Genomic DNA, 21,089 nt, shown 5'->3' on the forward strand with positions numbered 1-21,089 from the left:
GGCGGAAGGTGCCGCCACGCGCACCCACTTGTCAGCACGAACACGATCGCGGTGAAGATCGCACGATCGTCGACCGGCGCGCTCCCACCTCCCTGCGGGCGGGCGGCGAAGCGCGGAATCAACGGCTCGACGACCTCCCACAACGCATCCGGCACCAACCGCAGAGACAACTCATCTACCACGCGTCACATAATGCACCACAAGTCACTTCATCCACATGAGACACGCTCTAAAGATTTCTCGCCGACGACCTGCTGACAAAGCTGCTTGCTGCTCCACCCGCCAATGCGATTGCCAGCACTGCGATCAGAGTCACTGCTACGCCGTAACCGCCGACCAGCAACGGAAAATTCTTCACTACCAAAAATACCAGTGCCCCGAACGCCACGAGCGACACAGTCGGCGCAATGAACGTCGTCAGCCAGGATCCTCGTTCGTGTCCGCGGAAGAACACGATGACCGCCAACGAGGTCAAAGCCATCAACACGATAATTCCCAGAGTGGCTGCGCCGGAGAACCACGTGTACAGATCGAGCACTGGATCCAATCCCAGCATGACGGATCCTGCGATGGCGAGGAGGCAGTACGCGGTGACTGCCAGCGATGCCCGCGACGGTGCGTGATGACGGGGATGGGCCCGACCCAATGCCGAGGGAAGCAGACCCGCCGCCCCGAAGTTGAAGGTGAACCGGGCGAGCACGTTGTGGAAGGTCAGAAAGCAACCGAAGAGACTTACCAGAACAAGTATCTGAACGGCATCCTGTCCGAAGACGCCTAGGAACGTCCATGCCAGTTCGGTGACCAGGGTCTGAGGGTTCTCGATTGCTTTCGCGACGAGACTGTTGGGGCCGGTACCTACTGCGACGGCAAAAAGACTGAATGCATAGAACAATCCGATGGCGACGATGGACACGTATGTCGCTCGGGGAATTGTTCGATGTGGATTACGCGCCTCGCTCCGGAAAATAACAGTGGCCTCGAAGCCCACGAACCCGAAGAAGGCGAACATCAGGCCGAGCGATGGCGTGCCGTCGGTGAAGTGTAGTGGGTTCAGGGCCGATGCGGTGGTTCCCTCGGGCCCACCACGAAACACCACGACGAAATCGAGCACCAGCATGATCGCAAGTTCGAGGACCAACGAAACGCCGAGAACCTTGGTGCTCAATGCGATGTCGCGGTAAGCCAACACCCCAGTGATGAAGAGCGACACCGTGCTCCACGCCCACCACGGAATCACGGCACCGGTGAAGTACTCAATGGCACTTGCAGTGGAAGCGCCCAAATATCCGACGAGCGCGACGAACAGCAGCGCATACGACACCAGCGCCAGTGTGGCTGCCCCACGTCCGCAGACGTGGCCGAGGCCGGCACGAATGAAGTCGTAGAATGCGCCGGCGTCTGTGACTTCATGGGCCATTCGAGTGAAGCCGACGGCGAATACAGCCAAAGCCAGCGCTGCGACAACGAAGAACAGGGGTGACACGGGACTTTCGCTGGCACTGACGACAACTGGAAACACCGCTACTGCTGCCGCCAGCGGGGCAGCACCGGCAGCTACCAAAAATACGACGCCTCGGACGCCGATGCCTTTACCCATGGGGACCGTGGCGGTGCCGGTCTCAGTACTGACGACTGAACCAGAGGATGTCGAGGACGATTTTTGAGACATGCCTGCCTACCTGACGTGGGTTGTCGATCTCGCCGATCGGTCTAGTGCGAGATGATGAAAGTAGAGATTCTTGCTAGGTTTTGCATCGCCGTGAGCGGTCTTGCTGCGTTGATTCCGCGGAGCGTCCTGTCGGATGGTCGACGATTGATAACGGGTCGCGGACCAGCAGATCGGCCGCCGTGTCAGCCTGGAAATACGACCGATTAGGGTATCGATTGCCTCGGTTGTCGACGCACCGCTCGTTTGCAGCCTGCTGGTGATTGTGACCTCACGGCTTTGGACTTATGGCCGTCGACGTGATCGCCCCGCAGCGGAGTTCACCAAGGAGCGTCCCAGCGTCAGAAGCGTTCGCTGCATACTCGCTCCTTTCGGTCGAATCGGCGGACCTCAGAGACGCGCATCACATCCAACTGCGAGTGTGCCGCACGCGACTGAGGTGAGGGAAACAAAATTTTTGACTCTATTTACGCTGATCTGTTGTGAATCGGAGCCCTGGGGGCCAGGATGGTTGGCGTTGCAGTTTTAGATACCGAGAGCGAGTTCGATGGACGTTCATACGCGTCGTCTACGGCATTTCGTGGCAGTTGCAGAGACCCTTCACTTCACCCGTGCAGCAGAGAGTCTGTACGTTTCGCAGCAGGGTTTGAGTCGCAGCATCACTGAACTCGAACACGATGTAGGCGTACCGCTGCTTAAAAGGACAACGAGAGCAGTCGAACTGACCGACGCTGGCAAGGCCTTTCTCCGTTCAGCGCGTGAGGCGTTGGCAGTTCTGGACGCGGGCGTGGCAGACGCGCACCGAGCGCATTCCAAAATGTCCGGTGTTCTGCGCATCGGGTTCTTTGCCGCGTCAGCACTGGAGCTGACACCGTTGATTATTTCGGAGTTCAGAACTCGTCACCCGTCCGTCAGCCCTCGGATCGAAAGCTACGACCTCACAGATCCCTCCTGTGGTCTGCGGTCCGGAGAGACGGATGTGGCGTTCTTGCGGTTACCGATCGATCTGGCCGACCTGAACTCTGAAGTTTTGTTCACTGAACCGCTTGCAATTGGGATGACGAGCTCGCACCCTCTTGCAGCGCAGAAGGTGGTGCTGTTGTCTGATTTGCAGGATCAGGTAATTTCAGCACCGGCTACCGACGACGCACGTTGGCGCGCATTTTGGACACTGCGTGATCTCGGGGCCGACGATGACAATCTGCCCCGCATCAGCAGGGAAACCGCAACGATGGATGAAGAGCTGGACAACGTAGCGGCGGGTCTCACTTTGTCGGTGTCTGTGCCCAGCATGGACCGATTCGCACATCGGGCGTCGCTGGTGTACCGAACGCTGGGTCAAGTGGCGGGATCGACGCTATGTGTCGGATGGCGCGGACAACCAACTCCACTGGTCCAAGCATTCATAGCCGTCTCGCGAAAAGTCCGCGACGAGCACCGCGACCTCGTGGCCCGAATTGAAAGCGGTAGCGCCGACTGATGGGTACTTCTTACTTGCAGTGAACCCGACTCAGTGGCAACCACTCGAGCCGCAGTTCACGCCGGAAAGCTCACCGGCACAGCTATTCCCGAACTGCTGAATCCGCGTGATCACGGCTAGACTAACCACACGAGACGCACTCGTCCGCCGCGGCGCACCGACCCGCCGTCATCGACCTGCACAGCCCGTGAACCACCTCATGCGCAGTAGGCGGACCTCGAAGCTCATCTAGAAGACGGGAACACCGATTCGCCGGAACCGGTGAGCAAGAATTTTTCGTACATCGATGCCGAAAGRCCTCGACCATCTACTGGCCGAGTCGTTGATCCCCCCCCAGGTGGCGTCTCAGGTCGCGTCCGCTGCGACCGATAATTCGGTGCGATGCCAGCTGGACCGTCAAGACATCTTGACAAATAGCTCGCCGCTCCCCTTCGACGCACCTCAGACACGGCTCTCGGCGTCGAGTAGGTCGAGGGTGCGTTGCAAGAGCTGCTCGATCCGGTCCTCGACGTTGTTCGACCAGGTCGGGGACGTCGGTCAAGGCGGCGTGAGCGCGGCGACGCGCCTCGACCCCCGTGCGGTAGCACTCGGAGCCGAGGTCAATCGCCGGCGTCTCCTGTGCAGCGACGGTCGTGCTGTAATCCGCGGCGTCGTCGTCGCGCAGTCGCCTGATTCGACGGCGCGGGGGGTGCTGCGGCGCAAATGCCGGTGCGGTGCCCGGCGATGACCGCCCGAATCTCGGCACCAATCATCGCCGCGACGGGCAGCGGCAGATGGCGGCCACACCGGTCGATCGGCACCGCGACCGGCCCCGGTCTGCCCTACATCGATTAGCACCGCACACGCGCCACTCGAGAATTCCACCGCAACGACGCCGACAACGCACGGCTGCTGCCCGAGGGTGAATTAAGGTTGCGCCGCATCCCTACCTCCGAAAAGCGCGGAACACTCTCCGACATCACGAGCCATCAAGCATCACGAGGCATCAGACGGCGGTGCGCTGGCTTCGGCTCCGAAGCATGGTGGGCAGGACTATCACGACCGCCAGAAAAGCCTGGATCAGCGCGAGTGCGCTCGCGCCGTAGAACAGCAACTCGAGCGGGCCGTCCGGCATGGATGCGGTGTCCATGGTGTGGGCGGCTGAGCCGTGATGGTGGCCAGTGGCGGCTGTTGTTGTGGCGGTGCCGGTCTCGGTGTGGGTCATCGAGGACATCATCATCGCGTGCAGGACGAGCATGCCGGCCGCCAGTGCGCTGGTGGTGGCCCAGTCGCGGATGGTGGGCTTCGTCCACAGGTGTCCGGCGCAGGGCAGGCAGGCGCCGGCAAGGGCGAGCATCAGCAGGCTGGTGCCGGGAAAGTGGGCGAAGTGGGTGAGCAGTACCGGGATGTGTGCGGTGACACAAGCGAGGGCCAGGAGTGCTGCGACTTTCCCGGCGGCGGTCGCTCGCACGGGATTGTCCGGCAGGGTTGGCCGCCAACCGGCGACGGCGGTGGGGGTGGCCACGGGACGCTCCTCGGGAATTCGGGGGTGGTTCGGGGTGGTGGTGGCACCGCCCCTTGCGCTGGGGACGGAAAGGGGCGGTGCCGCCGGTTCTTTCGGCGTTGCGGTTAGGCGACGGGTAACGCCGAAAGTTTTGGGGCCGGTCCGGTCCACGCTGTCTCCGAGCGCGGACCGGACCGGGCGGTCATCGGTTGTCGAGTTCGGATTCGGCCTCTTCGAGGGCGGCGAATTCTTCTTCGGGTGCCTTCGCGACGAGGTGGTGTCGGCTGTAGAAGGCGAAGTACGCGATCATCACCGCGTACGCGGCGGCCGCGTACAACACCACCGAGGGGTCGACCATGAACCCGGCGGCCAGGGCGGCGACGGCCAGGACCAGGGCGATTCCGGAGGTGAGCATCCCACCGGGGGTGCGGTAGGGGCGGTGCAGGTGCGGCTCCCGGATCCGCAGGACGATGTGCGAGATCATCATCAAGATGTAGGAGACGGTGGCCCCGAACACCGAGATCAGGATGAGCAAGTCCCCGGAGCTGGTGAGGGACAGAATGAATCCGATCACCCCGGGCACGATCAGCGCCAGGAACGGGGTCTTACGTCCGTTGGTCAGCGACAGCACCTTGGGCAGGTAGCCGGCCCGCGAGAGCGCGAATGTCTGCCGCGAGTAGGCGTAGGTGATGGTGAAGAAGCTCGACACCAGACCCACCAGACCGATGACGTTGACGAACTGGCTCAGCCAGGTGGTGCCGCCGTTGGCGGCCTCCATGGCGTCGATCAACGGGTTGTCGGAGTCCTGCAGGGTCGATGCGCCCGATCCGCCGGGGCCGAGGGTCAGCAGCAGCGCGGCGAGGGTGAGCAGCACCAGCACACCACCGATCAGGCCCTTGGGGATGTCGCGCACCGGGTTGCGGGCTTCCTCGGAGGCGAGGGGGACGCCTTCGATCGCGAGGAAGAACCACATCGCGTAGGGCAGGGCGGCCCAGACTCCGACGATGCCGAACGGTAGGAAGCTGTTCGCGCCGACGGCGTCCGTGGGGGCGATGTCGATGAGGTTGCTGACGTCGAAGTGCGGGATCATGCCGATCGAGAAGGCCAGCAACCCGATCACGGCGACGATGGCGATGCCGAACATCAGTTTGAGCACCTGCGAGACGCCGTACAGGTGAAGTCCGATGAAGGCGATGTAGAACACCGCATACACCAAGGGCCCGCTGATCCCGAAGAGGCTGTCGACATAGGCGCTGATGAACGTGACCACTGCGGCCGGGGCGAGGACGAATTCGAGGAGCACGGCGGTACCGGTCAGGAAGCCGCCCCACGGTCCCATCGCGCGGCGGGCGAAGCCGTAGCCGCCGCCGGCGGTGGGGATGATCGAGGCCATTTCGGCCAGGGCCAGGCACATCGCGGTGTACATCAGGCCCATCAGCCCGACCGCGATGAGCATGCCGCCCCAGCCGGCGTGGCCGATGCCGAAGTTCCAGCCGGCGTAGTCACCGGCGACGACGTAGCCGACGCCGAGTCCGATCAGCAGGACCGGTCCTGCGGTGCCGCGGCGCAGCTGACGGCGGAGCATGTAGTCGTCGGCGACGTTGTCGTAGTCGACTCCGCCCGCGGCGTGGGCACCGGTGGTGCCCGCGTGGGTGTGGCGTGCGGGGGGCGCCACCGGATCGGTGCTCATGGCTAGTCCTCGCATCCGCAGTGCGACCCCTCGGCCTGCCGCTCGGGGCGGGGCAGGTTCAGGGTGGGGTTCTGGTCGAAGAATCCGTGGGGTTGGAGGATGAAGCCGACGTGCTGGCGGGGCATGACCGGCCAGTCTTCGAGGCGCACCACGTGGTGCATGCCGAAGGTGTACCAGACCACGATGTCCTCGTCGACGATGTTGCGGTTGCCCGCGATGTAGGCGGGAAGGCCGTCGCCGCCGCGGGACTGGTTCGGGTACTCCCCTGCCGGGAAGCGCTCGGTCTGGTCGTAGGCGGTGACCCAGAAGTTGTTGGTGGCGAACCCGGCTCGCTTGGCTACCCAGGAGTCGGGGGTGGCGGACAGGGTGATCGCGTCGGTGGGCTGGAGCCGGTAGGCGACCGGTTCGTCGACGATGTTGCGGCGGTCGTGGTTGACGATCTTCCAGAATCGGTGTTTGCCGGCGTCGGCGAGGCGGGCGGCGTCCTGTTCTCGTTCGAGGAGGCGGTCGACGGTGTAGAAGCAGCTCTGTGTCGGGTTGGTGCCGGGCACCTCGGTGTCGACCTCGTAGACCGCGTTTTTGGTGCCGTCGAGCTCGAAGTCCATACGCACGTTGAAGATGTGCTGGTGGATGGGGGCGTAGAGGCCGTCGTTGTTGAGGGTCTGCCCGTACAGCGACTTGGTGCCCGGCTGCTGACCGGCGGTGGAGAGGATGCCAGTGGCCTTGACCAGGAACTCGATGGTGCCGTCGAGGTAGAGGTGCCAGTAGAAGCCGTACTCGTAGTTGGCGACGGTGGCGATGAAGGAGATGATCAGCTTCCGTGAGCGCCGGACCTCGGCGGTGTCCTGCCGGTAGTCGTAGTGCTTCCACATGATCGAGTCGTCTTCCTCGTGCATGCAGACCGCGTTCTTGATCGTCATCGGGTTGCCGTGGCTGTCGCTGACGATGCCGTCGAAGTACTGGATCTCGCCGAGGCAGTCGCAGCCGAGTGCCAGGGAGTTCGCCAGGGCACCGATGTTGTATTCGCCGGCGTCGAAGGCATTCTTCTTGTGCTGCACCGGGGACGGGTCACCGTAGGGCACCACCATCTCCACCAGAGAGGCGCGGTTAATCACCGATCGATCGGTGCCGCCGTCCCGGAACTTCAGCTGATGCAACACCAGACCCTCACGAGGGGTGAAGCCGACCCGGAAGCTCCAGTCACCCCAGGTCACGTGCTGGCCGTCGACCCGGAAGGAGCGGCCCTGGGGTGAGGTGATCTCGAGGGGTTTGATGTCGGTGCGGGCCGGACCGACGTGCTGGGGCAGGTAGTTGCCGGTTTGCTGCGGAACAGGGATGAGGCCGTTGTCCTCGATCTCGACGACCTCACCGTTGTTGAGGTCGTAGATGATGATCAGGCCCTCGGCCGGGTGCGCGTAGGGGCTGCCGTCCGGATCGAGCCGGGTAAAGACGAGGGCGCGCATCAGGCGGCGACCCTGGTCGTCCTTGCCGAAGTAGCCGGCCGACCACGGCTCGATGCACACCAGGTCCAGGTTGGTCAGCCCGCGGCTGGCCAGGGCGTCGACGACGCGGGGATCGCGTTTGCAGTTGACCTCGCATTCCTCGAACTCGTCGAGCATGATCGGCGGCTGGGCGCCGGACGGCAGCTCCACCCACCGCTCGAGACTCTCGTTCTCGAGGTCGACGGTGGCCTCGTAGCCGTATCCGGTGGACCGGTCGATCAGCACGGCGCTGGCCTCGCGGCGAATCTGCGAGAGGTCGCCGCGCAGTGCCTTCTTCGACGGTTCCTTCAATTCCACCTGCACGAACCGGAAGCTGTCCGCCTGCGCCTGCGTGCTCTTCAGCACCGACACCGCCTTCGAGATTTCGTCGCGGCTGAGGGGGTCGAGGGGATGAGTTCCCGGTGCGGCGACCGTGCGATCGATTTCCTGAATGGACATGGGTGTCTCGCTCCTTGGGCATGGTTCTTTCCACGACGTCGACATCACGAAGAGGTGCCCTCGATGGTGGGCATTCCGGGTGGCGCGGCGGCCGGGCCGGTTCATGAATCGATCGGTGGAGATGTCTGCGTAGATCAACGGACTGTTCGCTTAGCGATGTGATCGGCCGCCGACGCCTTCGAGGTGTCCCCGAGGAGGAGCCTGCCGGGTGCGGTCAACCGTTCACAGCACGAACCGTAACGCCGCCGTGTGACCGGGAGCACACGCCGGAGAGAACAAAGGTGAGAACTTCGCGCCGGAAAATTCTCAACCTGGTTAACATGGATGAAACATTTTCGTCATGTACCGGAAATGGTCAGATTCGACGCTGGGCGTGACATCGATCACCACCCGGGGCCGCGTGCAGCCTGCTGGCCAGGCGACTTCGCTGCTTCTTTCAGAGATGAGCGTGCGGAACATGACGACTTCACCGCACAAGCGGGCACTGGTCGCAGCGCGGTCCCCCGTTCAGGGGTTACCGCGCCGCCAGCTGCCCTTCATACCGGTATTTGCCCAGTCCGTCGCAGCGATCGCACCGTCCGGTGCGGCGGCAGTGATCCCGGTGCTGGTGATCGGCACCGCCGGCGGGGGCGGCGCGCTCGCGGCGTTCGTGTGCGCGGCCGTGGTCATCCTGCTCGTCTCGGCATGTTTGCGCCCCATGGCACAGCGGATGGCCTCGGTCGGCGGAATCTACAGCTATACCGCCCGCGGCCTCGGCCCGACCGCCGCCGTTCCGACCGGCTGGTCCGCGATCGTCGGATATGCAACGGTCGGCATGGCCGGCCTGCTCGCCGTCGGCACCTACCTCTCGCACATCGCCGTCACCACCGGGTTGGCGCGGGGCACCCCCACCGGTGCGATCGTCGCCGTCACGGTGGTGGCCGCCGTGGTGGCCACCCTGGTGATGATCCGCGGCATCCGGATCTCGGCCCGGATCACCCTGCTAGTCGAGTGCGTCTCCATCGGCCTCGTCGGCGCCCTGCTGATCTTGCTGCTGGTCACCACGACTCGCACCGGCGCACCGGTCGCCGCCGCCATGAGCTGGGAGGGCAACGCACAGGGCATGGCGCTGTCCGTCATCGTCGCCGTCAGCGCCTTCGTCGGCTTCGAAAGTTCCACGACACTGAGCGGCGAGGCGCGCCACCCATTCCTGTCGGTGCCTCGCGTGATCCGGTGGACCCCGGTCGCCGCCGCTGCGTTGTATCTGATCGCCCTGCCGGTGCAGGCGATCGCCCTCGCCGAGGCCCCCGACTCGGTGCGCGAGAGTGCCACCCCGCTGGTCGCGCTGCTGGTCTCGGAGGGCTCGACCGGTTTGTCGGCGATCCTCGACCTGGGAATCGCCGCCTCGTTCTTCGCCTGCACCCTGGCGTCGGTCAATGCGCTCGTACGCGTGCTGTTCTGCATGGGCCGCGAGGGCGTCGCCCCGTCCGCCCTCGGCCGCACTCACCCGCGTTTTCAGACGCCCGCCCCTGCCATTGCCGCGGCGATGGTCGCGGTGACCGCTGTGCCGATCGCGGCTTTACTCGCCGGTGTCTCGCCCGATCAGGGTTTGCGCATCTTCCTCACCCTCAGCGCCTGCGGCTATATCGGCAGTTATCTCGCCGGGTGCTTGTCCGCGCCGATCCTGTTGCGGCGCATCGGAGAGTCGACCCCCGCGGTCTGGGTGCTCGGCACCGTGACCACCGTCATCCTGTTGTTCCTGGTCGTCAACGCCGTGGTCTTCGCCATTGCGGACGGGATTGTGCTCATCGCTGTCTATGCCGTCATCATGGCGGCGGCGGTGCTCTACACCCTTGCGCTTCGGCGTCTGGCCCCGCACCGGCTCGCCTCGGTCGGTATCTACGACGAGACCCAGCGCGCCGACCTGCTGCCCACGGCCGCGTTCAGATGAGCCCACGCAGCGACCCGTCCCGACACCACCCCAGCACCGTCTCGAACTCTCTCGACATCCTGGAGGTGGTCGCCACCCTCGGCCTCGGGGTCACCGCCAGGGAGATCGCCGGCGCCCTGCACCTTCCCCAGGCCACCGCCTACCGGCTCATCAACTCGCTCGTCGCCGAGGAGTATCTGGTGCGGACCTCGGATCTGCGCGGATTCGGGCTCGGCGCGCGCCTCAACGGGCTGGTCACCGCCGCCGTCTCCCCCACCGTTCCTACCGCCGCGCGCCGGCAACTCGACGACCTCCGCGACAGCGTGCGGTTCGCCGTCCACGTGATTGCCTTCCACAACACGACGCTGCGGGTCCTCGACGCCGACCCCGATCACCCCGTGCGCGCCGAACGTGAGCTGGTGCGTTACCTGCATGCTTCGGCCGCCGGTAAACTCTTACTCGCTGACCGCACCATCTGGCAGGAAGCGTTGCCCTCGACTCCGCTGCGGCAGCTGACCTCGGCCACCGTCATCGATCTCGCCGCTCTCGACACCGAACTGCGCACCATCCGCGATCAGCAGTTCGCCGTTCAGGTCGACCAGATCGAGCAGGACCTCGCCTGCCTGGCGGTGCCGCTGCGCGACCCGGACGGAGACACCGCCGGCGCCCTCTGCCTCGCCGGACCATCCGCCCGCATCGACGCGCTCCTCGGTCGCGCCGACTCGCTGCAACAGTGCGCGGGTGTGCTCGCGCCGTTGCTGTTCTAGGCAGCATATGAAGATATCCACCGTGCACCGATCCACCGCAGCGGCGCGACCGCCCGCGAGGTCCCCGGCCTCCAGCGGGCCCCGCCGCGGTCGGATCACTCGGTGGCCCGGATGCGTGGGAGAGCTGTGGGGGCGGAGTCCGGAGCGATCACCATCGCCGCACACGCACTCGGTGGCGGGCGAGCTTGGACCGACGGCCGCCGGCCGTTTGTGACCGGATGGGGTCTCGTCGACGTCATCGGTGGCACCGCATACGACACTCAAGCACAGAAAACTGTCACCTTCCTCGTTGACGCCAGCGACGGTCGAGGCGTCCACGCGAACCGAATCTCACACACACCCTCGACCGCCACACCCGAGAATGCGAATGGACCCGGCCCACAGCAGACCAGATCGTTGCACCGGTCGCCTCACCCACATCAACTGGACAGGCGCCCTCCCCAAGCCAACTCCACACAACAGCCGGCGCAACACGACGCCGCGCACAAGCGGCTCGCCACGCCGCGATCCGGCACCGCAACGCCACTCAAGCGTCCGCGGAGCAGGGGCGAGCCGCGCTCGCACAGACGCCAGACCCCGCGCCAAGCCCGACCGACCTGATATGTACGCCGGTTTGTCAAGGACGCAGGGCGAGGCGGCGTCCAGGACCGTCGTCGTGGGCGCCGCCTCTGTGGGTCCGATCGATCTGGGTGGTGGCGAGCGTGTCGGTTTCGACGCGTGGTCAACTCTGATATTCGCGGGTTGGGTACCGCAGGACGGTTGTTCGGCTGGAGTGGATCGCTCGTCTAATGTCGAGCGTGATCCCAACGTACAGTTGGAGATTGCTCATAGGTCGCTCGCGGATCACTCCCCAGGCGCTGCCGTCACCACCGCATGATTCGTCCGGAYGTTGTGGGGGTTCCCGTTCCGGCCCTTGCTCACCTGGTCGTCGGCGACGAGGGGGCAAGGTGGAGTCCCCGCAACGCAGCGAGGAGAACCGACCTTGCCGCCCGACGAGTCGACGACCACACTCGCAACCGGGGAATGCGGAACGGGGACCCTGCTTTCAGGGATCCAGCACGGCCAGCGACCAACACCAGCCGGCGAGTTCGCGGGCGATCGCGGTGTTCGCCAGTGCGGGACGTTTGTTACGGGCGTCGAACCCGGCCCAGCGGGCGTGCAGGCGCTGGTTTGCTTGCTGTCCGCGGGCCCGGGCCGCGGGCCCGGGCCGCGGGACTGGCCTGCTCCCAGCGGCGCCGCAGCTCCGCCCCGGGGCGATACCGGGGTCGGTGRTGCCAGGCGGCCTCGATCAGCARYCGSCGSGCGTGSCCGTTGCCGGTCTTGGTGATCGMSCCCTGCGAGCGSGASGYGCCCGAGGAGTGTTCGGTGGGCACCAGCCCGAGGTAGGCGCCGATCGAGCGTCCGGTCAGGCGCTGCCAGTCACCGATCTCCACGGCCAGCCCGAACGCGGTCAGCGTCGAGACCCCGCGCAGGCAGCCGAGCCGAGTCACCACCGGGGTGTAGTCGCTGTCGGTGGCCATCGCCGCGATCGCCACATCCAGCCGATCCCGCCGGTCCACCGCCGCGAGCATGGTGTCATAGGCGGTCTCGTACGCCAGCTGCAGACCGGGCGCATCGAAGTGCTGGGTGCGCAGCCAGGTGTCATGCACCTTCGTCCACGCGTGGCCGCCGTAGTAGACAATCCCTTGCCGCAGAAGTAGTTTCGACACCCRATGCCGGGCCGACATCAGATCCCCACGACAGTCCTCCCGGGCGCGCACCAGATCACGGGCGGCCTCCTGCTCGACGCTCGGCACCGCCACCGCCACCTCGACGATCTGCCCGAGGTGCAGCAGACGAGCCAGATGCCGCGCGTCGCGCGCGTCCGTTTTGACCCGATCTCCGGGCGGGCGCTGCAGCTTCGACGGTGCCGCGACCAGGCACTCGATGCCCGCCGCGGTCAGTGACCTGGCCAGCCCGAAGCCGGTCGGTCCGGCCTCGTAAGTCACCGCCACCGGCGTCGGTAGGGACCTGCTCCAGCCCACGATTTCACGGTGATCCGGTGTCAATCTTCGCTCGAACAGCTCACCGGTTCGCCCGTCGAGGCCGCAGGCGACCACCGATCGTGCGTGCACATCCAATCCAATGCTCGTACGCTGATTCATCGCTGGGGCCTCCCACATCTTGTGGCTCTACCGGCCAGGACTCGTTTCCTGTCGGCAACCCACGTTCACATGTGCGTGGGGCCTCAGCCCAGCCCCTCATATCGTCTAAGCGAGTCGATCGTTGGTGAACCGGAAGTGCCTTTACTGGATCCTGCGCAGCCGGCCACACCGGGGGCGCATACGGATCGTCAGCATCAGCGCCCAGGAGTGATGCACCGTGCATCACGCCCGCCGCCAGCGGCGGCACCAGCGTCAGCAGCACAGGGACACCCATGGTCTGCGCACCCGGCTCCGACGGACGCAATAGGTGGAAGGCATCGAACTAAGCGAACCACCCGCTTCGGCAAGCGCTGGCCGCTATGCGACGGATCGTCGTTCAGGCCGTCCGCTCGGTTCCGTCACCGTTCCGCAGCACTGTCCGCAAAGGCGGCCAATGATCACCGCCCAGGCGCCGCCTTTCCACAGATCGGGTAAACCCGCCCGTGGGTACACTCCCCCACTGAACCTGTTCGGGTTCGCCTCGCCCCCGCGCTCACTACGACCCATTGAGGGCGCGGGGGCTCCCCAAGCGGTTATCAGCCCGACTCGGCAATGCCGCGACGGGATACAAACTTCTCCGTCGCCCGGCCGGTCTCTCTGCTGCGCCGCTGGCGGTCACTACGCGATACTTATTCGATGCGAGTCAGCAGATTGACGGGCAGGCCCGGACGGCGACGCCACCACGCGCGGCGCGGTCCTCGATAAGCGGCTCGTCAGGACGGCGGGTGAGCTGAGGAGCCAACCTGGCGCCGCCGTTCGAAGTCACCTGAGCGTCACCCGTGCTCCCTTGCCGAGTTGTCCAATTCCCCTGGTAGGGGTTGGCCATGAATCTTCCGGCGACCACGAAAACCGGACCCGGCGGACAACAGCCCAAGCGGGCGGCGGCGCAGAGGTTCAGCAACCGGGGATGCAACGCACCACCATCGGCGCGAAGCGCCTCCGGGACCGGATTCAGATGTACCCGCTCGGTGCCCAGGACCTGACTCACTAACGAGAGCGTGCTCCGGAACGATTGCGGGTCACTGTTGTGAATGTACGATTTCTTCRGGCCTTTGAGGGATGCGCGGTGCRCAAGCTGCAAAGGCAGCTCAGGAGTAAACAATGGGCGAATCCACCTCGTGGGTTACACAACGCGACATGCCAGCTGGGCTACCGGCGGAGCTGAATGCGGCCGGTTTCGAGGATGTGCATGAGATCGGCCGCGGTGGTTTCGGCGTGGTGTTTCGGTGTCAGCAGCCCTCGCTCGACCGCACGGTGGCAGTCAAGGTCCTGACGTCAGGTCTCGATGACGAAAATACTGAGCGCTTCCTCCGGGAACAGCGTGCGATGGGTCGGCTCTCCGGACACCCGAACATCGTCACCATTTTCCAGGTCGGCGCCACTCCTAGCGGTTCGCCCTTCATCGTGATGCAGTACCAGCCGAAGGACTCGCTGCATGGGCGGATTCGCCGCGACGGGCCACTAGCGTGGATTGAAGCGCTCAGTCTGGGTGTAAAGCTGGCTGGAGCGTTGGAAACCGCACACCGGCTCGACGTCCTCCATCGAGACGTGAAGCCAGCAAACATCCTGTTCACTGACTACGGCGATCCTCAGCTAACCGACTTCGGTATCGCCCGCATGCCCGGGGCATTCGAGACCAGCGAGGGCACCGTCGCCGGATCGCCAGCCTTCATCCAACCCCCATCACCGAAGGCTGTTGACCCGCATCGTCATCACCGAAACTGCACCGCACCCTGATGCGCCATTTCGAGTTCATTCACCTCCTCGGGACCCGACTCCAGAACCTCTGTCTGATCGAAATGCGCGCAATCGCGGATCAAACGCCTGGTGAGCGGTGCACACCGAGAACGGGCATACAACATCGGCGTCCCGAGAGGTGAATCGTCGTGACCGACAAGTCGACCGTCCGCCAGGAGATCGCAGCCGACACGATGATCGGTGCCGCTATCTTGCTGGTCACCAGCGGTGTGCTGCATATCCTGCAGGGGATCGCCGCGATCGGCAACGACCAGTTCTTCGTCGTCATCACCGACTACACCTACGAATTCGACCTGACCGTGTGGGGGTGGGTCCACCTTGTGCTCGGAATTGTGATCGCGCTGGTCGGCGCCGCCCTGTTCCGCAGTGGCCTGTGGGCGCGAACGTTGGCAGTCACCCTCGCGGCAGCATCGATCGTCGTCAACTTCCTCTGGCTGCCCCACTACCCGGCGTGGTCGATCGCGATCATCGTTCTCACCGAACTCATCCCAAATGATTGCGAAGGGGGTTGCGGCTCAGGTCTCCTCAATATTCCAGGGCGCGACCGCCCAGATCACCACGGCATTGAGGGCGATTTTCGTCACCGCCCCCGCCGGATAGTACGGCAACCATAGGAAGTTGACGAGGATCGACACGGCGCAGATCACCACCGCCCCCACTCGGGCCCACGCCGCACCGGTGAACAGGGCGATACCGCTGGCGACGGCGATGACCCCGAGCACCAGATGAACCCCTCCCCACGCGATGGCGTCGAACTGGTAGGTGTACTCAATGCCGGTGACGATCACCTCGTCACCGGCGAGCGCGGAAATGCTCTGCACGACTTCGAGGATCCCGACGGCGATCAACAGAATCGTCCCGCCTAACGACGTTCCTTGTGTCAGAACGTGTTTGACCACCGATTCCTTCGACGCAACCGTTCCCCTTCCCAAGCACCATAAAATGCGCTCTGACCACTCATTGTTCTCCCTCAGGTCGGTGACGGCCGCATCGCGACTGCCCCACGCGGGTGACGACCAGCGGGCGTGGATGCAGTGCCCGGGCAGTGCCGCGCCGACCGGGCAGAAAGGTCGGAGCCGGGCTGTGAGAGTGTTCCGAATCCGTCGAGCCGCCAACCTGTCCGACGGTGATCGCGGGCAGCGTCCCCRTCGGCACGGTTGCGCCTCACGCTCGGTCGGTATCGGCAGGGCGCCGGGTCACGTCGCCTGCCGCCTGTGTCCCCTGCGCCTCGGCCTCGGCTTGGGCTTCGGCGATGGCGTAGGCCGCGCCGATGAGGGTCAGGCGGCTGAACGCCTGCGGGAAGTTGCCGACCGGTCGGTGTCGGCGGACGTCGTACTCCTCTGCCAGCATGCCCAGGTCGTTGGACAGGTCAGTGAGCCGCGCCTGGTCGGTGCGCCCGTTCAGTGCCAGTGCGCTGACCAGCCAGAACGAGCAGGCGAGGAATTGTCCTTCGTCGCCGGGCAAACCGTCGTCGGTTTGTGCGGTCGAGTAGCGCGATACGAACCCGTCGCGGCCGAGTTCCCGGGTGATCGCGTCGATCGTTCCGCTGACGCGGTCATCGGTGCCGGGCAGGAACCCGACGAGGGGATGGTGAGCACGCTCGCGTCGAGTTCGTCGGACCCGTAGTACTGGGTGAAGGTGTTGCGCCGGGTGTCGAAGCCGTGTTCGCAGACCTCCCGGTGGATCTCGTCGCGAGCCTGCGCCCACCCATCGAGGGGGGGCATCGAGTCCGAACCGCTCGGCCAGGCGGACGGCGCGGCCGCCGGGCCGCTGAATCGGTGGCCTGATCACCTCGGCGATCAGCTGGCGGGCGGCGTTCGTGTTCCAGGCCCTGGTCATCGCGGCCATCGTGGTGCTGGCCCGCAACATCACCGATCCACTGCCCGCCGACCGGACCCGCCCGTTCGACACCGGCGGGGCGATCCTCTCGGCCGTCGGGCTCGTCCTGGTCGTGACCGGAATCCTCGCCGCGACAACAACGCCTGGGTGATGATCACCCTGCTCGTCGCCGGTGCCCTCGTGCTGGTGTGGTTTTTCGCCTCGGTGCGGGCCGAGGAACGCGCCGGCACCGAACCGCTGCTGTCCACCGCACTGTTTCACAACCGCACCTCCAACCTGGGCCTGATCACCCAGAACACCCAGTGGCTGCTGCTCACCGGGATCTCGTTCGTGGTCGCGGCCTACCTGCAGGCGGTGCGCGGTTACGACGCGATCGAGACCGGCGTGATCTTCACCGCGGAAACGGCCGGTCTGCTGGCGGCCTCCCTCGCCGCCGAACGACTCGCGAAACGGCGCGCGCAACGCACCGTGATCCTCGCCGGATTCCTCGTCGTGCTCGGCGGCGTCGCCGCCCTGCTTGCGCTGGTGAGTGGCACCCCAAACGTCTGGGCGTTCGCGCCGGGACTGCTGCTGATCGGACTGGGTCTCGGTGTCATGCTGACCCCGTCGGTCAACGTCGTCCAGTTTGCGTTCGCCGAGCAGTTGCAGGGCGAAATCTCCGGCCTCTCCCGCAGCGTGTCGAATCTCGGCTCGTCCCTCGGCGCCGCGGTCGCCGGCACCGTCCTCGTCGCCGGCATCACCACCACCCCCGAACGCTCGTACGCGCTGGCCATGATCGTCCTCGCGGCCGTCGGCTGCGTCGGGCTCGCCGCCGCGGTGTTCCTTCCCCGCACCCCGCCGTCACCGTCGGCATCACCGCACGACGACCGGGCCTCCCGTCCACCACCGGTGGCATAACGGTCCGGGTGAGTTCTGCGAAGCAGCGTGGGACGACAGACCGGTCGATGCCGGTACTTTCGACGATCTTCGGTCGTGAATGCGGTGGGGTCAGGGGTGAGATGCGCGCGCCCAGAAGGCACGCCGAAGATGTGGAGTGGGGCACCGGAAACCCTTGTCCCCTAGCTGATCCACCACCGAGGAACGGTGCGTGGTGCGATGATGAGGGTATGCGCCGCCATCGTTGGCCGGCTTTCGCGCCACCGGCAGATCGGGGCCTTCGTGTGCACCCCCCGACGCCGATCGTTGACGAGAAGGACCTGGACCTGGAACTGTCCGCGGTCACCGCGTTCACGTCGGGGCTGCTGCTGCAACTGGCGATGCGGGTCACCGGGATCCGCGCCGACTTCGCCCGCTACGAAACCCGTCCCCTGACCGACCCGAACGACTGGTCGGCGCGGTGGTCCGATCTGAGCGTGCAGGTCCGCGCCGACGATCTCGACGGGCCCGCCGATGCCCTCCACCGAAGCGAACCGCCCACCGGGGAATCCGGGCCCTACCGGGCGACGCCGTCGTACTGGATCGGCGCCTACCCCCGGACCGGGACGCTGACCGTCACCACCAGCTGGACCGAGATCGGACTCCACCGGACCTCGATCATCGTCGCGCTCGGCCCCAGCCCCTTTTCTACCGCGTCCGAATCCGGTGCGGGACGGTAACAGCCACCGACGCACCCCCTCCGCGCTCACTCGGTGCCAATATCAGACTTGCATCGAAGATGCCGTATCCACCACGCCGGACACAGTGAAAGTGATATCGAAAAGTGTCCCCGCCCGAGCGCCCGGGCAGGACAATTCTTCTCATGGACGACAACGAAAAACACGCCCTCGATGTCGTCCGCGCCCGGCTGGTCCAGCGCTACCCCGATCTCGAACCCGAGATAGTCGAGGACCTGATCGCGGCCGCGCTTGATCGGTTCGACGGCTGCCGCGTCCGGGACTTCGTTCCCCTGCTGATCGAGCGGGCCACCACCCGCACACTCGACGCCACGTACAGCCGGGCACCGGCGCTCCCGGAACCGATCCGCACCTCGGAACTTCCCGCCACCGCACACGCCGAACCGGCGGCACGGGCAGTGATCAGCAGCGGGAGAGGGCGCGGTGTGCGGGGTGTCTTCGCCCGTCGCTCAACCCGCCTGTCGTAACCTGTTCCATGAGGTGACGAGGCCCAGGAGCGGGAACCGGTGTCGGCGGCCGTTCTTCACCGCACCCGGGCGGGTGTGATCCTATCCGTCGACAAGACCGAAGGCTCTGAAACCGTAGGAGCGGGAATGCGAATCCCTGCCCGCCATCTGGGGTCGGACGCCGAGAAGCTCACACCAGAGCTCACCGCCACCATCACGCAGCAGCGGTGATCTGTCGCCGGAATACAAGACCGACCAACCGACCCAGCTGGTCCGATTCCCAGTCATCCGGCGAAGATGGTCACCCAGCCCCTCCAGCCGGAATCCGGGTTCTCCCGCGAACGGAGCACGCCGCGGCGGACAATCGTCGTACCGATAAATCGAAGCTTCGGGGAGGACCGGCCATGTCCGATCGCAGCGTGGGGGAGGACCCGTGAGGTCCGAGTATCCGTCGACCAAACAGAGTTTCGCGGCCGGCACGTCCGTGTTCGCGGCCATCATCATGGTCACCGTCGGCTTTATCCAGTTCTGCCAGGGCATCGCCGCGGTCGCCGACGACGAAGTGTTCGTCCGCGGGATCGACTACGTCTACACGTTCGACCTCACCACCTGGGGCTGGATCCACCTCGTCCTCGGCGCCCTCGTCGCGATCGTGGGCCTGGCCCTGTTCACCGGCGCCGGGTGGGCGAGGGTGTCGGCCATAATCGTCGCCGCGATCTCGATCCTGGCGAACTTCCTGTGGCTGCCCTACTACCCGGCGTGGTCACTGCTGATCATCGCCCTCGACGTCGTCGTCATCTGGGCTGTCTCGACGTGGAACCCGGACCAGGATCTGCGAGACGGGAGCTTCCGCAGGACGGGCACTCCCACAAGGTAGTTCCGGTCGGCATCACGGTCGGACCGGACCCGTCATCGACGAGCGATCTCGCCTGCGGATCGCCCAGCAGGTCGGAAGTCAGTTGTGGATACCCCAGGATGATGCCGATGCGGATCAAGTTTCACGAACAGCTCGACGACCTGACCAACCGGCTGGCGCTGATGTGCCACCTGGCTGGTGAGGCCATCGAGTCGGCCACCGACGCCCTAGTCCGGGCCGATCTTCCGCTGGCTGAGCGGGTCTTCGACCTCACCGAGCAGATCGAGCGGTTACACGGTCCGTGTGAGGAGCAGGCGATGGCGTTGCTGGCGTTGCAGGCTCCCGTCGCCCGGGATCTGCGCCAGGTCGTCACCGGGGTGCATCTGGTGTCGGATCTGAGCCGGATGGGCGGGCTGGCGCAGCATGTGGCCGAGAGTGTGCGCCGCCGGCACCCGAACCACGTCACCTCCGGGGAGACGGAAGAAATCCTGAACCGGATGGGGCGAGCGGCGACCGCGCTGGCGGGCCTGGCCGAACAGGTCCTGCGCACCCGTGATCCCGAGCTGGCCGGCGAGCTCGGCAGAYGCGACGACGAGCTCGACGACCTGCACCGGCGACTGCTGACCCTGCTCGAGGACCCGGCCTGGCCCGGCAGCATCCCGGCCGCGGTCGATGTCACCTTGTTGGGGCGTTTCTACGAACGTTTCGGTGACCACACCGTCGTGGTCGGGCGCCGGGTCATCTTCCTCGTCACCGGCGAACCCCTGAGCCCGTAGGAACCAGTAGGCGGGCACACCCGGGACGCTCGCGGGTGACGGCCGGCGGCAGGGAAAGACACCCGAGAGATTCGACCGGCACGGTCACTAGCCCATGTCAGGTGTCGATACGCCCATTGCGGTGCGGGGCGGTGCGGGGCGGCGTGCGCGTACGCGCGGTTCGCGTTCGCCGGTGTGGACCGCGACGGGCCTACTGCAGGATTTCGGCGCGCCGCCTCGAGAAGTTATGTCGAAAAACCTCTACAAAAGGCATTTTCGACACATGCTAATCGGCTACGCGCGTGTCTCGGCCGAGTCCACGCCACTGGTTCGTGGCTGCCATTCGATCGAGCACCGAGGTGCCGTAACCGCGGACCTTCTCGGCCGTGAGGTGGCAGTGCGCGGGTGGAAAGTGCGCAGCGAGAACTCGACATTGCGGAACACCGTGCGGCGTGCCAGCCCCATCAGTACCGCCATGCCGGTCACGGCCATCCACATCGGTAACGGGTAGAGAGCGAGACGCTCCCCCAGGCCGAAATGCAGCGCCTGACCCAGCATGAGGCCGGCGCCGACCAGGCCCACGAGTGCGCACAGTGCGGACCACAGGGCGACCAGCCGCTTCTCGTGCCACATATGCCAGGCGATGAGCACGAGCACCACGTGGCGCGCCACGAAGCCCGGCAACACGGCCGACCAGTGGATGA

The 21,089-nt window shown here is 65.5% G+C and carries 17 protein-coding genes and 3 pseudogenes; 11 read left to right on the forward strand and 9 right to left on the reverse strand.

What is annotated here, in order from left to right:
• Both AC1DWT_RS43200 and AC1DWT_RS43205 read right to left on the reverse strand, forming a co-directional pair.
• Positions 1–182 (reverse strand): transposase (locus tag AC1DWT_RS43200; RefSeq protein WP_477925470.1); only part of this gene is annotated, 182 nt, incomplete at its 3' end.
• A gap of 47 nt (positions 183–229) precedes the next feature.
• On the reverse strand, positions 230–1,669 hold the full coding sequence (locus tag AC1DWT_RS43205; RefSeq protein ID WP_477925472.1) for an APC family permease: 1,440 nt from the start codon (positions 1,667–1,669) through the stop codon (positions 230–232).
• A gap of 544 nt (positions 1,670–2,213) precedes the next feature.
• On the opposite strand from AC1DWT_RS43205, the gene AC1DWT_RS43210 reads away from it, so the two are divergent.
• A complete protein-coding gene (locus tag AC1DWT_RS43210; protein ID WP_477925474.1) occupies positions 2,214–3,146 on the forward strand; it encodes a LysR family transcriptional regulator in 933 nt (310 codons plus the stop codon).
• Between the two features lie 985 nt (positions 3,147–4,131).
• On the opposite strand, the gene AC1DWT_RS43215 is transcribed toward AC1DWT_RS43210, so the two are convergent.
• The 3 genes from AC1DWT_RS43215 to AC1DWT_RS43225 all read right to left on the reverse strand — a co-directional run bounded on the left by AC1DWT_RS43215 (position 4,132) and on the right by AC1DWT_RS43225 (position 8,259).
• A complete protein-coding gene (locus tag AC1DWT_RS43215) occupies positions 4,132–4,650 on the reverse strand; it encodes a hypothetical protein (RefSeq protein WP_477925476.1) in 519 nt (172 codons plus the stop codon).
• A gap of 181 nt (positions 4,651–4,831) precedes the next feature.
• Positions 4,832–6,319, reverse strand: coding sequence for an ethanolamine permease (eat, locus tag AC1DWT_RS43220; RefSeq protein WP_477925478.1), 1,488 nt, complete (start codon positions 6,317–6,319; stop codon positions 4,832–4,834).
• Positions 6,320–6,321: 2 nt separating this feature from the next.
• Positions 6,322–8,259 carry a primary-amine oxidase gene (locus AC1DWT_RS43225; protein WP_477925480.1) on the reverse strand — a complete coding sequence of 646 codons (1,938 nt, stop codon included), beginning with the start codon at positions 8,257–8,259 and terminating at the stop codon, positions 6,322–6,324.
• 457 nt (positions 8,260–8,716) lie between these two features.
• Between AC1DWT_RS43225 and AC1DWT_RS43230 the strand changes: the two genes are divergently transcribed.
• Entirely contained in the window at positions 8,717–10,189 is a 1,473-nt protein-coding gene (locus AC1DWT_RS43230) for an APC family permease (protein ID WP_477925482.1), read from the forward strand.
• On the forward strand, positions 10,186–10,935 hold the full coding sequence (locus tag AC1DWT_RS43235) for an IclR family transcriptional regulator (RefSeq protein WP_477925484.1): 750 nt from the start codon (positions 10,186–10,188) through the stop codon (positions 10,933–10,935). The genes AC1DWT_RS43230 and AC1DWT_RS43235 overlap by 4 nt, the downstream gene beginning before the upstream one ends.
• A gap of 1,045 nt (positions 10,936–11,980) precedes the next feature.
• On the opposite strand, the pseudogene AC1DWT_RS43240 reads toward AC1DWT_RS43235, so the two are convergent.
• Positions 11,981–13,079 (reverse strand): annotated as a pseudogene (locus AC1DWT_RS43240) (IS110 family RNA-guided transposase).
• Positions 13,080–14,219: 1,140 nt separating this feature from the next.
• On the opposite strand from AC1DWT_RS43240, the pseudogene AC1DWT_RS43245 reads away from it, so the two are divergent.
• Together AC1DWT_RS43245 and AC1DWT_RS43250 are read left to right on the forward strand one after the other, a co-directional pair.
• Positions 14,220–14,798, forward strand: a pseudogene (locus AC1DWT_RS43245) (serine/threonine-protein kinase); the annotation flags it as partial.
• A gap of 206 nt (positions 14,799–15,004) precedes the next feature.
• Entirely contained in the window at positions 15,005–15,490 is a 486-nt protein-coding gene (locus AC1DWT_RS43250; protein ID WP_477925486.1) for a DUF7144 family membrane protein, read from the forward strand.
• Here the strand turns inward: AC1DWT_RS43250 and AC1DWT_RS43255 are convergent.
• Positions 15,392–15,775 carry a DUF7144 family membrane protein gene (locus AC1DWT_RS43255; protein WP_477925488.1) on the reverse strand — a complete coding sequence of 128 codons (384 nt, stop codon included), beginning with the start codon at positions 15,773–15,775 and terminating at the stop codon, positions 15,392–15,394. The genes AC1DWT_RS43250 and AC1DWT_RS43255 overlap by 99 nt on opposite strands.
• A 265-nt stretch (positions 15,776–16,040) precedes the next feature.
• Entirely contained in the window at positions 16,041–16,715 is a 675-nt protein-coding gene (locus tag AC1DWT_RS43260; RefSeq protein ID WP_477925490.1) for a glycoside hydrolase family 15 protein, read from the reverse strand.
• Here AC1DWT_RS43260 and AC1DWT_RS43265 point away from each other — a divergent pair.
• The 6 genes from AC1DWT_RS43265 to phoU all read left to right on the forward strand — a co-directional run bounded on the left by AC1DWT_RS43265 (position 16,696) and on the right by phoU (position 20,406).
• Complete coding sequence (locus tag AC1DWT_RS43265) at positions 16,696–16,866, forward strand: hypothetical protein (protein WP_477925491.1); 171 nt, start codon at positions 16,696–16,698, stop codon at positions 16,864–16,866. The genes AC1DWT_RS43260 and AC1DWT_RS43265 overlap by 20 nt on opposite strands.
• Positions 16,866–17,612 carry an MFS transporter gene (locus AC1DWT_RS43270; RefSeq protein WP_477925501.1) on the forward strand — a complete coding sequence of 249 codons (747 nt, stop codon included), beginning with the start codon at positions 16,866–16,868 and terminating at the stop codon, positions 17,610–17,612. Before AC1DWT_RS43265 ends, AC1DWT_RS43270 begins: the two co-directional genes overlap by 1 nt.
• 209 nt (positions 17,613–17,821) lie before the next feature.
• A complete protein-coding gene (locus tag AC1DWT_RS43275) occupies positions 17,822–18,310 on the forward strand; it encodes a hypothetical protein (RefSeq protein ID WP_477925493.1) in 489 nt (162 codons plus the stop codon).
• A gap of 143 nt (positions 18,311–18,453) precedes the next feature.
• A complete protein-coding gene (locus AC1DWT_RS43280) occupies positions 18,454–18,795 on the forward strand; it encodes a three-helix bundle dimerization domain-containing protein (protein ID WP_477925495.1) in 342 nt (113 codons plus the stop codon).
• 412 nt (positions 18,796–19,207) lie between these two features.
• A complete protein-coding gene (locus tag AC1DWT_RS43285; protein ID WP_477925497.1) occupies positions 19,208–19,651 on the forward strand; it encodes a DUF7144 family membrane protein in 444 nt (147 codons plus the stop codon).
• A gap of 107 nt (positions 19,652–19,758) precedes the next feature.
• Positions 19,759–20,406, forward strand: a complete 648-nt coding sequence (phoU, locus tag AC1DWT_RS43290; RefSeq protein ID WP_477925499.1) for a phosphate signaling complex protein PhoU — start codon at positions 19,759–19,761, stop codon at positions 20,404–20,406.
• A gap of 273 nt (positions 20,407–20,679) precedes the next feature.
• Here the strand turns inward: phoU and AC1DWT_RS43295 are convergent.
• Positions 20,680–21,089 (reverse strand): annotated as a pseudogene (locus AC1DWT_RS43295) (DUF998 domain-containing protein); the annotation flags it as partial.

The organism is Rhodococcus sp. P4_B6, from assembly GCF_056402215.1.

What these genes read in the sequence shown, in the direction of transcription:
- AC1DWT_RS43205 (WP_477925472.1), bottom strand. Translation starts at nt 1,669, where the DNA reads ATGTCTCAAAAATCGTCCTCGACATCCTCTGGTTCAGTCGTCAGTACT.
- AC1DWT_RS43230 (WP_477925482.1), top strand. Translation starts at nt 8,717, where the DNA reads ATGACGACTTCACCGCACAAGCGGGCACTGGTCGCAGCGCGGTCCCCC.
- AC1DWT_RS43260 (WP_477925490.1), bottom strand. Translation starts at nt 16,715, where the DNA reads ATGACCAGGGCCTGGAACACGAACGCCGCCCGCCAGCTGATCGCCGAG.
- AC1DWT_RS43280 (WP_477925495.1), top strand. Translation starts at nt 18,454, where the DNA reads ATGGACGACAACGAAAAACACGCCCTCGATGTCGTCCGCGCCCGGCTG.
- AC1DWT_RS43210 (WP_477925474.1), top strand. Translation starts at nt 2,214, where the DNA reads ATGGACGTTCATACGCGTCGTCTACGGCATTTCGTGGCAGTTGCAGAG.
- AC1DWT_RS43225 (WP_477925480.1), bottom strand. Translation starts at nt 8,259, where the DNA reads ATGTCCATTCAGGAAATCGATCGCACGGTCGCCGCACCGGGAACTCAT.
- AC1DWT_RS43270 (WP_477925501.1), top strand. Translation starts at nt 16,866, where the DNA reads ATGATCACCCTGCTCGTCGCCGGTGCCCTCGTGCTGGTGTGGTTTTTC.
- AC1DWT_RS43235 (WP_477925484.1), top strand. Translation starts at nt 10,186, where the DNA reads ATGAGCCCACGCAGCGACCCGTCCCGACACCACCCCAGCACCGTCTCG.
- eat (WP_477925478.1), bottom strand. Translation starts at nt 6,319, where the DNA reads ATGAGCACCGATCCGGTGGCGCCCCCCGCACGCCACACCCACGCGGGC.
- AC1DWT_RS43275 (WP_477925493.1), top strand. Translation starts at nt 17,822, where the DNA reads ATGCGCCGCCATCGTTGGCCGGCTTTCGCGCCACCGGCAGATCGGGGC.